General features: G+C 58.2%; 13 protein-coding genes. 1 reads left to right on the forward strand and 12 read right to left on the reverse strand.

The window, feature by feature from the left end:
* Positions 1-41 precede the first annotated feature (41 nt).
* Genes FGF54_RS25535 through FGF54_RS25555 form a run of 5 tightly spaced genes read right to left on the reverse strand, consistent with a single transcriptional unit; the run spans position 42 to position 4297 of the window.
* Positions 42-1013, reverse strand: a complete 972-nt coding sequence (locus FGF54_RS25535; protein WP_142781710.1) for a biotin-dependent carboxyltransferase family protein — start codon at positions 1011-1013, stop codon at positions 42-44.
* Positions 1003-1881, reverse strand: coding sequence for an allophanate hydrolase subunit 1 (locus FGF54_RS25540; protein ID WP_142781711.1), 879 nt, complete (start codon positions 1879-1881; stop codon positions 1003-1005). The genes FGF54_RS25535 and FGF54_RS25540 overlap by 11 nt, the downstream gene beginning before the upstream one ends.
* Entirely contained in the window at positions 1881-3266 is a 1386-nt protein-coding gene (locus FGF54_RS25545; protein ID WP_142781712.1) for an acetyl-CoA carboxylase biotin carboxylase subunit, read from the reverse strand. The genes FGF54_RS25540 and FGF54_RS25545 overlap by 1 nt, the downstream gene beginning before the upstream one ends.
* Positions 3263-3505, reverse strand: coding sequence for an acetyl-CoA carboxylase (locus FGF54_RS25550; protein ID WP_142781713.1), 243 nt, complete (start codon positions 3503-3505; stop codon positions 3263-3265). The genes FGF54_RS25545 and FGF54_RS25550 overlap by 4 nt, the downstream gene beginning before the upstream one ends.
* A 12-nt stretch (positions 3506-3517) precedes the next feature.
* Entirely contained in the window at positions 3518-4297 is a 780-nt protein-coding gene (locus tag FGF54_RS25555; protein ID WP_142781714.1) for a 5-oxoprolinase subunit PxpA, read from the reverse strand.
* 315 nt (positions 4298-4612) lie between these two features.
* Between FGF54_RS25555 and FGF54_RS25560 the strand changes: the two genes are divergently transcribed.
* The gene (locus tag FGF54_RS25560) at positions 4613-5539 is read left to right on the forward strand and encodes a LysR family transcriptional regulator (RefSeq protein WP_142781715.1); all 927 of its coding nucleotides are present in this window, start codon (positions 4613-4615) and stop codon (positions 5537-5539) included.
* A 16-nt stretch (positions 5540-5555) separates the two neighbouring features.
* Here FGF54_RS25560 and FGF54_RS25565 read toward each other — a convergent pair whose 3' ends face one another.
* The 7 genes from FGF54_RS25565 to FGF54_RS25595 form a co-directional block, all read right to left on the reverse strand.
* Positions 5556-6530, reverse strand: a complete 975-nt coding sequence (locus FGF54_RS25565) for a LysR family transcriptional regulator (RefSeq protein ID WP_142781716.1) — start codon at positions 6528-6530, stop codon at positions 5556-5558.
* Between the two features lie 114 nt (positions 6531-6644).
* Positions 6645-8192 carry an AMP-binding protein gene (locus FGF54_RS25570; RefSeq protein WP_168208263.1) on the reverse strand — a complete coding sequence of 516 codons (1548 nt, stop codon included), beginning with the start codon at positions 8190-8192 and terminating at the stop codon, positions 6645-6647.
* Between the two features lie 47 nt (positions 8193-8239).
* Complete coding sequence (locus FGF54_RS25575; protein WP_142781718.1) at positions 8240-10057, reverse strand: acetate--CoA ligase family protein; 1818 nt, start codon at positions 10055-10057, stop codon at positions 8240-8242.
* Between the two features lie 28 nt (positions 10058-10085).
* Entirely contained in the window at positions 10086-11252 is a 1167-nt protein-coding gene (locus tag FGF54_RS25580) for an acyl-CoA dehydrogenase family protein (protein ID WP_142781719.1), read from the reverse strand.
* Positions 11249-12439: an FAD-dependent monooxygenase gene (locus tag FGF54_RS25585; RefSeq protein WP_142781720.1), complete on the reverse strand. Its 1191-nt coding sequence runs from the start codon at positions 12437-12439 to the stop codon at positions 11249-11251. Before FGF54_RS25585 ends, FGF54_RS25580 begins: the two co-directional genes overlap by 4 nt.
* Positions 12440-12515: 76 nt before the next feature.
* Complete coding sequence (locus FGF54_RS25590; RefSeq protein ID WP_142781721.1) at positions 12516-13193, reverse strand: aspartate/glutamate racemase family protein; 678 nt, start codon at positions 13191-13193, stop codon at positions 12516-12518.
* A gap of 101 nt (positions 13194-13294) precedes the next feature.
* On the reverse strand, positions 13295-14287 hold the full coding sequence (locus tag FGF54_RS25595; protein ID WP_142781722.1) for a tripartite tricarboxylate transporter substrate binding protein: 993 nt from the start codon (positions 14285-14287) through the stop codon (positions 13295-13297).
* Positions 14288-14311 lie beyond the last annotated feature (24 nt).

Below are 14311 nucleotides of genomic sequence, written 5' to 3' on the forward strand. Positions count from 1 at the left end.
TGTCCGGTCGTAAAGGCCGATCCGGCTTTACTGGAAATGCGCTAATTGAAATGCGCGCGCAGCTTGTCCAGAAGCGCCACCCGGTCCCTGCGGGCTGCGAGGGCACCCTCCATGGTAACCTCAACGAAACGCGTCGACGTATGCGGCTGCATCTGTCCGATCAGGTCCATGTCGGCGGAAATGACCGTGCCGACCATGAAATAACCGCCACCGGATACCGCATCCCTGTGCAAAATGATCGGCTCCGTACCGCTCGGAATCTGGATCGAACCGTAGGGATAGCAACTGTCCACGATATTGGACGGATCGGAACCGGCACCAAATGACTGCTTGCGCTCGATAAATTCAATCTTGCGGCCACCCTTGAAACGATAGCCCATCCGGTCGGCCTCCGGCGCAACCTTCCAGGTATCGCCAAAGAAGTTCTGCTTGGCCGCGTCCGTTAGCCTGTCCCAATAGAGACCGGGCAAGACACGCAATTCTGCGGGTGCGGACGGCATACGGCGCATGCTTTCCCCGACCGATTTACCCTCGGTCGTGAACGAGCCCTGACCGATCGGCAGTTCATCGCCAGCGGCAAGCGCCCTGCCCTTGTAACCGCCGAGCGCACCGATGGGATAAGTCGAGCGGCTGCCCAGTGCAACGGGAACATCGATACCACCGGCAACAGCAATGCAGATACGCGCTCCTGATTTCAGAAAGTCGAAGGACAGAACCTGGCCAGCCCTGACCCTGAACGCGGTCCATCCCGGTACGGGCTCACCATCGACTTTTGCCGGAATGTCAGCGCCTGTGACGGCGACGAGCGCATCCTGCGTGAACTCAAGCTTCGGCCCCATGAAGACCGCCTCCAGACCGGCGGCGCCCTCGTCGTTGCCGACCAGCAAGTTTGCCGCACGCATCGCATAACGATCCATCGCGCCGCCCATCGGAATTCCAAGGTGGAAGTAACCCGGCCGCCCAAGATCCTGGACGCTTGTCGATACGCCGTGATGAAGAACATTAATGGTCATGGAGCAAGCCCTCCAACGTCTGGTTATAGCCGTCGATATCTTTCTGAAACTCGCGAAGATCGAAGCTCACCTCGCGGGTTGGCGGTGTAAAATGCCCTTTGTCTACGTCTTCGACCGCCTGGTCGTATTCGTCCCGGCCAATGGGCTTGAACTTGACGATATCGCCCGGACGGAAGAAGACCATGAAATCCTGCAAATAACTGGTCTTCTGCGATGCATCGAAGATCGGCATCGGCGTGATACCGAACATCTGGTAGCCGCCAGCACCGCGCACCGAATAGATGGCGCCGAAACAGCCGCCATGCCCCACCGTCAGCTGCGGCGTATCGGTTCGTGGCCGAAGATATTTCGGCACCTCGATCTGCCGCTGGCGCTCGACCATCTGGTACATAAAGGGAAGACCGGCCACGAAACCGACCATCGAGACGAACCAAGGCGAACCGTGATGGGCGGCGATGAACGCCTCGACATTCTCGAAGTTGTTGATCCTGGCGGCGTAGTCGAGATCGGTACCGCCGGGTTCCTGGTGCCGCTCCCGAAAACGCATCAGGGTCTCGTGGGTCCAGGGGTCGTTATAAAAGACCGGAATTTCGACAATCCGCGTCCTGATGACCGGCTCGGACTTCCCGGCTGCACCCTCGATCTGCCGGACTTCTTTCAGAATGTCGTCCGGCTTGATGATGTCCGGATTGAACCTGACCTGGAAAGAGGCATTGGCCGGGCAGATTTCCGTAACGCCCCTGATCCGGCTTTCCCGCACGCCTGTCGCCATGGACAGGCTTTTGAAGAAAGCTTCGAGCGACATCTCGTCGCTACATTCGACGAACAGGTGTTCATCGCCTCCGAATGTGTATCGTGCAGAAGACATTATGCAACCTCCGGCCTGGGCTGATTATGGGATGCGAATTCCGTTTCGAGCCAATCCTCCAGAAAGCGGGTATGAAAAGCGCCACTGCGAACCGCATCAGATGCCGCCAGCGCCTGATGCAGCGGGATGGTCGTCGGCACGCCGTCTATTACCAGTCCGTCAAGCGTCTTGCGCAGCAGTTCAATGCATTCCTCACGCGTATCGCCACGGACGATCAGCTTTCCGAGCAGAGAATCGTAGAATGGCGGGATCGTGTAACCTTCGTAGAGCATGGTATCGAAACGTACGCCCTCGCCGCCCGGAACCGAAAGCCGTCTGATCGTACCGGGAGATGGTGCGAAGCCCCTGAACGGGTCTTCCGCGTTGATCCGGCATTCGATAGCGTGGCCTCGTGGCCTGATATCATCTTGCGTGACCGACAACTTTTCGCCGCCTGCCACCTTGAGCATTTCCTGCACGAGATCGAAGCCGGTGATCATTTCCGTAACGGGATGCTCGACCTGGATGCGTGTATTGACCTCGATGAAATAGAAGTCGCCGGTCTCTTCCTCGTAAAGATATTCGACAGTGCCAGCACCCTTGTAACGGACCTCACGAGCCAGCGAGACAGCGCTTTCGCAGAGTTTCTGCCTTACGGCAGGCGGCAAGCGGAAGGCAGGCGCCTCTTCCCAGACTTTCTGGCGACGGCGCTGGAGGGAGCATTCCCGCTCGTGAAAGTGGACGAAGTTCTCGCCATCGCCGAATATCTGCACTTCGACATGCCGGGCCTTGGTAATGACCTTCTCGATATAGAGACCGCCATCGCCGAATGCGGCCGCAGCCTCCGCCGATGCAAGCGGGAACTGCTTGTCGAGTTCGTCCAGGCTATCGACGATGCGGATGCCGCGACCGCCGCCGCCTGCGGCTGCCTTGATCATCAACGGAAATCCGGTGCGCCCGGCGATCTTGTGCGCCTCGGCCAGGTCTGAAATACGGCCGCGGCTGCCGGGGGCCGTGGGAACACCGGCCCGCTCTGCGACTTCACGGGCGGCAACCTTGTCGCCCAGCAGGCGAATTGCATCGCCGCCAGGACCGATGAAGATCATGCCAGCCGCTTCGACCGCATCGGCAAAATCGCCGTTTTCCGACAGAAATCCGTAGCCGGGATGCACTGCATCGGCCCTAGCTTTCTTTGCTGCAGCGATAACCGCCTCGATGTTGAGGTAGGATTTTTTAGGTGCCGGAGGGCCGATATCGATAGCCTCGTCGGCAAGCTTTACAGCAAGCATGTCGGCATCGGCAGCACTATGGACCTGAATTGTGCGGAGGCCGAGACCTTGCGCAGCCTTGATGACGCGGACAGCAATCTCCCCGCGGTTTGCGATAAGAACCGACCTGATGGTCATTCCTCGACCTCCGCGATCACCTGGCCAGCCATGACCGGCTCTTCGTTTTCAGCCAGAAACACGATGTTTTTGCCAGCAAGTCCGGCTTGAATTTCGTGGAAGGTCTTCATAACCTCGATGACGCCGATCACATCGGTTCCCGCAACATCCGCGCCGCCTGCCTTGAATGGAGGGGTATCCGGCGACGATGCGCGATAGAATGTGCCTGGAAGCGGCGACCTGATCTCAAGCTTGCTCATTGTGTTCCCTTTTTATTGATATTCGAGGACGTGAGTAGACGGCGTGATGCTTATGCCAGCGGTGACCAGAGCCTCACGCATTTCCTTGACGATATCCAGTGCGCCGAGCGTGTCGGAATGGAAGCAGATCGACTCGAACTCGATGTCGATGTCGCGTCCTTTGACCGTTCGTACCTTGCCTTCGGCACAAGCGCGAAGAACCTTTTGAGCGATCGCAACGGGATCGGGGCGCCCGGCGTCGCGGGTGAAGACGATGGAGCCGGTATCATCGTAATCCCTATCCGCATAGAACTCCCTGACGACAGGATGTCCGAGCAGCTTCGCAGCTTTGTAAGTGGCCGAAATGCCCATGCAGAAGACGGGGACGTCAGGTGCCGCGACACGCATATATTGAATGAAGGCATCGGAAAGTTCCGCGTTTGCTGCGAGTTCCATGTAGAGGGCGCCATGCGGCTTTACATGCCTTATGGTCGTGCCATTGCTCCTGCAAAATTCCCTGAGCGCGCCGACCTGATAGATAATATCGTTGATCAGTTCTTTGTTGTTGGCGGCGATCTTGCGGCGACCGAACCCCTGGAGATCGTTATAGCCCGGATGCGCTCCAACCGCGACACCATGCTGCATGGCGAGCTTCACCGTATCGTCGATGAGATTGGGATCGCCTGCGTGGAAACCGGCAGCAATGTTGGCCGAGCTTATGTGGGAAATCAGCATGGTGTCGGTGGTGTCGCCGATTTTCCAGCGCCCGAATGCTTCACCCATATCGCAGTTTATATCGACTGACTTTTTCAATGTAATTTCCTCTTCAGTGCCGCGCCGCTGTCTCCCCCGGGCGTTTCGACTGGCTTGATGGCACAAACGTTAGAGCCAACCAGCAGGATTGAAAAATAGATTCTTTTGAACGATATGTTCTGAAAATCAGATAAGAGGTTCTGCTGCACTTCTGAAATATTCAATTATTTATCAATATATTGAGGGATATGCCTAGTTTTAGTTCGCAAATAAGATGATTTATTGCTCAGCAATATCTGATTTCTCCAGCGTATGATCAGGAAAAATCAGAAATCAGAAATCAGAAATCAGAAATCAGAAATCAGGAGGCAGGAGATGGCGCTTAGCATCAGGCAGTTGAAATATTTCGTGGCAACAGCAGAATACGGGCAGGTATCACAGGCTGCGATCAACCAGAATATTTCCCAGTCAGCGATCACCGCCGCGATCAAGGATCTAGAAATTACGGTCGGGGTTCCTCTGTTCAACAGAACAACGCAAGGAATGGAGCTTACGGCTCCGGGACGTCAGTTCCTGTCTCATGCTTATGAAATCCTCGCCAAGATCGATGAAGCAGTGCACCTCAACTTCATAGACAGCGACGTGGAAGGCGAACTGGTTGTTGCAGCGACATATACCGTCATCGGATATTTTCTGCCGATGCATATTGAAAGAATGCGACGGCTTTTCCCGAAAATCCAGGTGCAGTTGTTCGAAATGAACCGTGACGCGATTGAAGAAGGGCTTCTGACCAAGCGGTATGACATGTCGGTGCTTATCACGTCGAACATCGTTAACCCCATGCTGACGACAGAAACGCTCCTGAGTTCAGTGCGTCGTCTTTGGGTTCCTGCACAGCACCCGCTGCTAAGGTTTGATGGCGTGGGACTACGGGAGATCGCCCAGGAGCCATACATAATGTTGACGGTTGATGAGGCCGCACAATCCTCCATGAAATACTGGAGCCGCACCCCGTTTCAGCCCAACGTGATCTTGCGAACGTCGTCAGTTGAAGCAGTGCGATCAATGGTTGCGAACAACCAGGGGGTCGCTATTCTGTCTGATATGGTCCATCGGCCCTGGTCACTGGAAGGGCGGCGAATCGAGACGATCAACGTGCAGGAACAAATCCCGGCTATGGATATCGGTCTTGCGTGGCGCGCCGGTTCAACGCTTACGCCTGCCATGCAGGCGTTCAGAAGTTACTTCCAGCAGACCTTCAGCATTCCCGGAGCAGCTGCTCATGAAAAGTTTGCAGATTGACCTGCTGGCCAGCAGGTCAATCCGGTATTTTTATCTCGGAAGCAAGCCATTGTTGTTTTTCGGTGATTCCGGATAGATAGTGTTCTCGCAATATATTCTTTGTATGCCTTGCGAGTTCTTCCGGAAGCTTGCCAAGCTCGTTCCGGCGCGTTGCCAGATAGAGCTTGCGCCGGAACTGCGCGCCGGGAAAAGGCAGAAGCTCGACATCTTCCGGATCTTGCCAGGCAGACCGCGCGCTCAACGGGGTTGTGATCGTCCAGCCCAACCCGGCGGCAACCATACCGATAACGACATGCGGTGTATCGATTTCGATGTCGCGTATGATTGGCACCCTTGTACGTTTGAGCTGGGCATCGATATTCACGCGCGCGGCCGACTGGTGCCCGAACCGGACCATGGGCAACTCTGCCGCAAGGCTGCGCAGATCGGCGATATCCTTGACGACCCGCCCGCGCGGCACGATGAGGATGAACGGCTCTTCGGCGACGACATGGCTTTTGAGTTCAGCCAGATCGTCCATGGCGTCACTCATGATCATCACATCGATACGCCTTTCCAGAAAGGCCTCACGCTGCTTGTTGGAACTAGCCACCATTACCGAAAGCCGATCCAGACGATTCCCGAGCGCCTCGACGAGCTTCGGGATGAACGGCAGACACAAGGTTTCGACCACACCTATCCGCAAGAAGACCGAACGCGGCGGTCCCACTTCGTCGAAACTGTTGACGAACTGCTTTGCCTCCGTGAGAAGATTTTCCGCGCGACACATGACGTCGTGGCCATCCAGCGTGAGTCTCAACGGGCGCGCCGACCGGTCCAGCAACGCGAGGCCCATCCTCTGCTCCAGCCGCTGGATCAACTGGGAGGCGGCGGATTGCGAAATTCCGCTCCTGCGGCTGGCTGCCGAGATGCTTCCCGTTTCCCCGAACGCGACGAAGACCTCCAGTTCCCGGAGACTTAGAAGATCATGCAGTGATTTTTGCTCGTCCATTCCCGCCTCTCACACATTCAGGGGTACGTGTCCGGCATCATACGCAGACCGGATGGTGACGAAAGAGTGAGTATAGGCGGCAGGCCGCAAAATATAAGTGCCTTTCGGCACCGTTCAGTCGCCGGTGCGAAAGACAGGTACGCGTGCCTCCGCCTCGCGACGCAATGCCACCTTGTCGATTTTCTGGCTTGGCGTCAGGGGAAGAAACGGGCGCAGCTCGATATGTTCCGGCACCATATAGGCAAGCAGGCCTTCCCGGCAGCGCTCGCGTATGTCTTGTTCACGCAGAGCGTCAGGGTTTGCAGGAACAATCGTGGCTGCGATTTCATCCTCGCCATGAATGGAAGCGACCGGATAGACCGCCGCGTCCTTTACGCCGGGAAGGCCACGAAGAAACTGCTCCACTTCCCATGCCGAAATGTTCTCGCCCCGCCGGCGAATGACATCCTTGGCCCTGCCGGCGAAATAGAGATATCCATCGCCATCCAGCCAGCCCAGATCGCCGGTATGGAACCACCCGTTGCGCCATTGCGATGCGTTGGCATCGACATTGTTGTAGTATCCCGTCGGCATCAGCCATGGCACATCGGCGCGAATGACGATCTCCCCCGTTACACCGGGCTCTGTCTGCACGTCGTCGCTGTCGACAATCCGCACTTCGAATCCGGGGCGGGGACGCCCGCAGGAAAAGAACTTGTCGGCAGGATCTTCAAGGGTGCGCGCCACCGGTGCGGCGGCGTCGGTCAGCCCGTAAGTCGATACGAGTCTGACACCGAAACGCGCCTCAAACTGTCTGCCGAAGGGCGGAACGGGCGCAACCCTTACCATCCTGACACGATGTTGCCGTTCGAGCGGATGAGAGGGTGCCTGCCACAGGAAGGATGCCATCGCCCCCAGCAGATCAAATGTCGTGGCGCCTGATTTCCGGATATCGCTCCAGAAGCGCGAGACCGAAAACTTGCGCGCCAGCGCGACGCTTGCACCCTGCAACAGGGCAACCCAGGCGGCGCCACGCAACCCGCTGGTGTGAAAGAGCGGCAGACAGATGTAATAAACGTCGTCCGGACGATAATCGTAGGCCAAGGCGTAGCTATGCGCGATCAGCAGCATCGTTGCCTGATTAAAGACAACTGCCTTGGAAGGGCCGGTCGTGCCCGATGTCAGGGCGAGGCAGGCGACATCTGTAAAGCGCACCGCGAACGGCGCGCCATCATCATCGATCTCGGCAAAAAGGGCCGAAAACGATATCGATCCCGGCAGGCATGCCTCGTTGCGAAGGATGACGGTCTTCACAAGGGGCAAATCGGAGAGAACAGTCGACAGCGTGCCCTGGCACGCCTCATCGGCGATCACGACCGTCGCATCACAAAGCGTCAGATAGTAGGACAGAAGACGTGCCGGCGCATCGGGGTTGACAGGGGCTGCAACGGCCCCTGCACGAGCCAGAGCGAGATAGAGAAGCAGAAGGTCTGCGGAATTCTCCATGAGGATCGCAACATGGGTCCCCGGCCCGATGCCTTTGGCGCGCAGATTGCGCGCCATCAGCCCCGAGATATCATCGACCTCACGAAAGCTGTAACAGCGGCCGGACTCGAGATCGTGCAGATAGGTCTTGTCGCCCCACCGGGCGGCCGCCCTGGTGAGAACGTTATCTATCGTCATCCGGGAGATCCCGGACTCCTTAAGAAATTCGGTTCCCATCGGTGCGCTCAGCCATCATTGCCGGTCGTACTGCCCTGTGCATAGTCCGCTTTCATAAGCTCACCATCCCGGCCGAAGGCAAGCACGGCCTTCACGCGCGGATCTGCAGAAAGCGCGATCTGCGCAAACTTGCCGATGAGTTCAAGGATGACGGCGCGCCGCACGTCGTTTTCTCCGACGAAGCGATCAGCGAGCATATCCGCCTGCCCCGAATTCCGGGGAGCCAGCCCGTGCCGACGGCTGCCATCGACATCCGTAAAGGTCAGGAATGGCCCGACCTGATCATCCGGCGTCAAGTCCAGCGTCACGATCTCGATCTCTGCCAGCGAGACGATGGCGTCGGCCTTCGGAAGAACAAGGGCCCCGGCAGGATCGGCGCCTTTCGATGAGGATGCGTCAATGGGCTTGCCGCTCTGTGCCGTTGCCCGTTCGCGAAGGAAGGCTGCATAATCGGCGGAGGCCTTGACGGCCCGGAATGCGGCATCGGCCTGTTCGAACACCGGCAGGCTGGCCTCACGGAGGCGACGAAGGCCGCTTGCATTGACCTCACGCCCGGTCCAGAACGGGATCAGCGGCTTGTCGGCGCGCTGGGCCATTTCAACCAGATCGACCCCGGTCTGTTCGGCATATTGCCCGGCCGCCTGACCCGACACAACGATATCGACTTCGGGATCCTTCAACAGCAATTCATGCATATGGCGGACCTGCCACCACGTTTCCGAGGTTACCACCTGGCCGGTGATGTCGAGCGGGTTGAAGCAACTGCCATAGCCTGCCTGTAACTCTTTCACCTCGGTATCCGTGGCGTCGCTGAACGTAGCCATGGTGATGCCGACACGGTCGCAAATATCGGCGGAGAGTCCGGCAAGACCACCGGAGGCCGAAATAACCCCGACGCGCTTTCCCTTGGGCCGTGGCAGGTTGATGATCGCATTGGGGATCAGAAACAGGTCATCCAGGCTCTCGACACGGATCGCGCCGAGTTCGGCGAACAGCGCTTCATAGGCCTCATCGTTTCCGATCAGCGCCGCCGTATGCCCCTGCGTGACGCGCTTGCCACGCTCCGAACGGCCGGTCTTCATCAATACGATAGGCTTGCCGTTGTCGGCAGCCAGTTGGCAGGCAGCGGTGAATTTGGGGATATCGCGGATCGATTCTGCGAAGACGGCGATCGCTTTCGTCGCCTCGTCCTGCGCGAAATAGCCCACGCAATCGGCAACGTTGATGCCCGCCTCGTTGCCGGTCGCGATGGCCTTGGAGAAGCCGATGCCGTGTGCCATGGCCCTGTCGAGGAACGAGCCCATGATACCGCCGCTTTGTGTCACCATCGACAGAGGCCCTTCGATGAGCGTCTCTCGCCCGAGAACGGCGGCACCTGAAAGCCAGGTGCCATTGTCACGGTTGATCGCACCGAGCGTATTGGGCCCGAGCAGGCGAATGCCGCCAGCACGCGCCTTGGCAGCGATCTGCTCCTGAAGTTCCGCACCCGCTTCGCCGGCCTCGGCCATGCCGGAAGCGTAGATGATCGCCGTGCGCGTCCCGATTGCAATCAGATCATCCAGAATACCCGTAATGTTCTTCGCACCGACGAGCAGCAAGGCCACATCGGCCGGCCCCGGCAGATCGCGCACGGACTTGTATGTGCGGTATCCGAAAATCTCTTCATATTTAGGATTGATAGGATAAACCGCGCCGGGGAAACCGGACTTGCCAAGATTCATGATCACCTTGCCAGGATACTTTCCGGCATCGGGCGAGGCTCCGATAACTGCGATCCCCCGTGGTTGCATCAGGGCATCGAGGCTGGCCCAATCATATTCGGTCATGTTTTTGCTCCAGAAGAGAAGATTGCGGTCAGAACGATCGGGGCAGGCCGAGGACACGTTCTGCTATGAAACTGAGGATGAGATTCTGCGCGACCGGTGCCACGCGCCAGAGCCGGGCCTCCCGGAAGTAGCGTTCAACATGGTACTCATTGGCGTAACCAAAGCCGCCAAGGGTCTGCATGGCGCGATCGGCGGCCTCAAAGGCTGCCTCCGATGCCAGATACTTGGCCGTATTGGCCTCTGCTCCGCAAGATTCCCCGGCATCGTAAAGCCAGGCCGCCTTGCGCGCGGCGAGGTCGGCAGCCTCCAGCCGGGCATAGCTGTCGGCGAGCGGGAACTGGACGCCCTGGTTCTGCCCGATGATACGCCCGAAGACCTGGCGTTCGTTGGCGTATCGAACTGCCTTCGCCAAAGCCGCTCGCCCAAGCCCGACCGCTTCGGCTGCAACCAGAATGCGCTCGGCATTCAGGCTTTCGAGAAGGTAGCGGAAGCCCTTGCCTTCTTCCCCTACGATACGGTTTGCGGGAACCCGCACGTCTTCGAATACCACTTCGCATGCAGCAATCGAGCGGCGTCCCAGCATCGGAATCGGGCTGACCGCAATTCCGGCGGACTTCATCGGCACAAGAATGAGGCTCATGCCGTCGGTTGGTCGGGCACAATCCTCGATTTTCGCCGTCCGGACGAGCAGAAGGCATTCATCGGCGTCCAGCGCTTTCGATATCCAGACCTTGTTGCCGCGAATGATGTAGTCCTCGCCATCACGACGCGCGAAGGTCGTGATGCGCGTCGTGTCCGTGCCCGCATCCGGCTCGGTGACGCCGAAGCAGATTTGCAGCGACCCGTTCAGGATGCGCGGCAGGATCTCACCGCGAAGCCTGCTGTCAGCGTGTTTGATGATCGCCTGAATGCCGAACATGCTCATATGGACGGCGCTTGCGCCCGCCATACCGGCACCGCTTTCCGAGATTTCCTGCAGGATCGCGGCAACATCGGCAAGCGGCAATCCGCTGCCGTCGAACTCCTCCGGAACGGAGGCACCCAGAAATCCCGCTTCTGCGAAAGCGCTATAGAATTCTTCGGGAAACTCTTCCTTGCTGTCCTTTTCCATCCAGTACTCGTCCGGGAACTGCTTCATAAGCATGCGGACCGTGTTCCTTATGGCGACCTGGTCTTCGGTATCCCTGAACATCAGACGGTCACCTCATGCGCCTTGTATCCGAAGATCCAGTCATAGAAGGTGTTGACGGAACTGCTTGTGAACCGGCTCGCCATATAGGCCTGAGCTCTGGCAGGATCGGCGAGATCTGCGCTGTTGCGGCCACGCGATTCCTTCCAGGAGCAGTTCACGACTTCAGTGGCGCGCTCTATGCGGGCCGCCTGATAGCGCTGAAGCCCTTCCAAGACATCGCCCTTGCTTGCTTCCAGCGCCCGCGCCAGAACGACGCCGTCCTCGATAGCCATGATAGCCCCTTGCCCCAGCGACGGCGGCATGGCGTGACAGGCATCGCCGAGCAGTGCCACGCGGCGGTCCGTCCACTCTTGAACGCTCTCGAACTGGAACTGGCCCCACTTGTAAGGGGTGCCCATGTTTTCGATCATCTGGAGGATATGCGGGTGCCATCCCTCGAAATCGGCCAGGCATTCTTCAGTCGTGCCCTGTTCTGTCCAGGACAGGGTGGACCAGCCATCGCACTTGACGGTGCCGACGAAATTCAGTAGTTCGCCGCCGCGCACGGGATAACAGGTCACGGTCGCATCGTGAGAAAACCAGCCGCCCGCCACATCCCTCTCGCGCTCCGGCACCAGATCGATCGGGATCATACCGCGCCAGAACATGTTACCGGTGAACTGCGGCGTGACACTTTTGCCAAGCCTGTCACGTACGACGGAGTGGACGCCATCAGCTCCGATGACAGCAGCGCCGCGCACGACACGCCCATCCGCAAGCAATACTTCTGCGCCACGCTCATCCTGCTCCAGTCCGGCGACCTTCGATTTCAGGAGAACCGCATCCGGCTTCATCGCAAGTACCGCATCGCGCAGCATTCCGTGCAGATCCGCCCGATGGAGCAGCATGTATGGCGCACCATACCGCTCTTCTGAACCGGCGCCGTGTGCCACGAGGCTCCACGCTTCTCCCGTATTCCACAGGCGCATTTCGCGTTTCGCCGAAAGAACGCCTTTCTCCATCAGCGCATCTTTCAGTCCCAGCCCGAAGAGAGCTGATGCGCCGTTGGGACCCATATGCAACCCGGCACCGATCTCCTTCAGTTCTGCGGCCTGCTCGACGACAGTGACGTCGAAGCCTTTTCTCAGCAACGCCAGTGCTGCGGTCAGGCCACCTATTCCGCCACCCGCAATTATGATACCTTGAGACATAGCTCTTCCCTTCGCTCTCCGGATGGAACGCTCTACCCCGGGTCAGGCCCAGGAAAGATGTGTAAAAATTCTCTGATTATTTCGCCGGCGCGTAGCCTGCATCATCCAGTATTCTCAGGCGGTGTCCCTGCGCATCCAGGCTGTACGCAGCGGCCCAGGCGGTTGCAATGATCGATGACCAGACCGGAATTCCAAGTTCCTTGCGAATGCCCGGCAAGATATTCATGGCTGGCATTTGCGCACAGGCAATGAAGACGGACTTCGAATGCGGGAGAACCGTTTCGTTCACTTTGCGAAGAATGTCAGCCTCGGTGATCTTCATCAGATTTTCGATGCTGCCGGGATAGAAGCTGTCCAGCACCTCCACCTCGATGCCAGCCGCATCAAGATAGCGCCGCAAGCTGTTGTTTGCGGCATCCATATAGGGCGTGACGACCGTGGTACTGTTCACCCCGGATGCACGCAGCGCCTGCTCCATTGCCGCGGCGACCGCGATCACATCCACGCCTGCCACCTTGCGAAGACGCTCGATATAGGCCTTGTGCCGCTCTGGCCCGGACAGGAACCCGGCAACGGTGCAACCGAAGAGCACGATGTCCGGCTCGAAGCTCAGGTTCTCCTCGAGAATCCGCAAGCTGCGTTCTTCCAGTATCGGAAGCGTATCGAGGGTCAGCATGCCCGGGCTACGCGGGACGCGGCCCACCCGGATTTCGCTGAATTCGGGGCAAAGCGCTCGAACTTCCGGCTCCAGCATCGTGCTGTTTTCCGGTGTCACGATAAGGGCCTTGAGAGTACTTTTGGTCATGGTGCTTTCACATGGTGGTGAGGCGTTGCACAAGGCAACGCCTGCGCATTTCACTCGGCAAAATTCAAACCGGCCGCCTTGACGGTGGCAGTGTAGTCTTGCACTTCCTTTGCAATGAGCGCTGCATAGCCGGCAGAGCTGATATTGCCGGGCACGAGTGCCATTCCGCGGAGCTTTTCGGCGACTTCCGGCAGCTTCGCCACGCGGTTCACCTCGGCTTCAAGGCTTGCAAGTATATCCGCCGGAACGCCTGCCGGAGCGAACAGGCCCGTCCAGAGGTTCATGTTCACTTCGAAGCCCAGTTCCTTGAGTGTCGGCACATCCGCCATTGATGTCAGGCGCTCTTTTCCGGTCACAGCAAGAGCACGAATCTTGCCGCCTTCGAGAAGCGGCATCGCCGATGCCGGGTCTGCGAGCATGAAGAGGCTTTCGCCGGTTACCACGCTCATCAGCGCTTCATTGCCAGAACGATAAGAGACAGCCACACCGGAAAGGCCGCTGGTCATTTTCAACTGCTCCGTAGGGATCGTGTACGAAGGGCCGGGAGTGGGATAGTTCGACGCATCGGGATGGGCCTTTGTCCACTCCACCAGTTCCGCGAAGGTTTTGACCTTATGGTCCTTGGGAACGACAAGTATGAAATTCGGGAATTCGGCAATGATCGAGATCGGCGTCAGTCCACCGATGGGATCATAGTTGAGGTTGGGATATATAGCCTTCGCAATCGAGATGACGCCGTTGCCACCCACCATCAGCGAATAGCCGTCCGGCTTTTGACGGGTCATGTATTGGGCAACCAGCCGTCCGCCCGCGCCGGGCTTGTTTTCGACAATGACCTTGGCGCCCTTCTCCTTATACATGTGACTGGCGAGCAGCCGCGCGGTGACGTCAGAGGCGCCTCCGGCACCGTAGCCGACGAAGATGGTCACCAGCTTCTCCGGATAGTCTGAGGCATCCACGGCACTGGCCATAGACCCGCCAGCCATCACAGCAACGGTGGCACCAAACGCAACGGCACGAATTCTTTTTATCAGATTCAGCATTTTTTATCTCCCAGTTTGTTGATG

Origin of the sequence: Agrobacterium sp. T29 (genome assembly GCF_006970545.1) — a bacterium.
Taxonomy (GTDB): domain Bacteria; phylum Pseudomonadota; class Alphaproteobacteria; order Rhizobiales; family Rhizobiaceae; genus Agrobacterium; species Agrobacterium leguminum.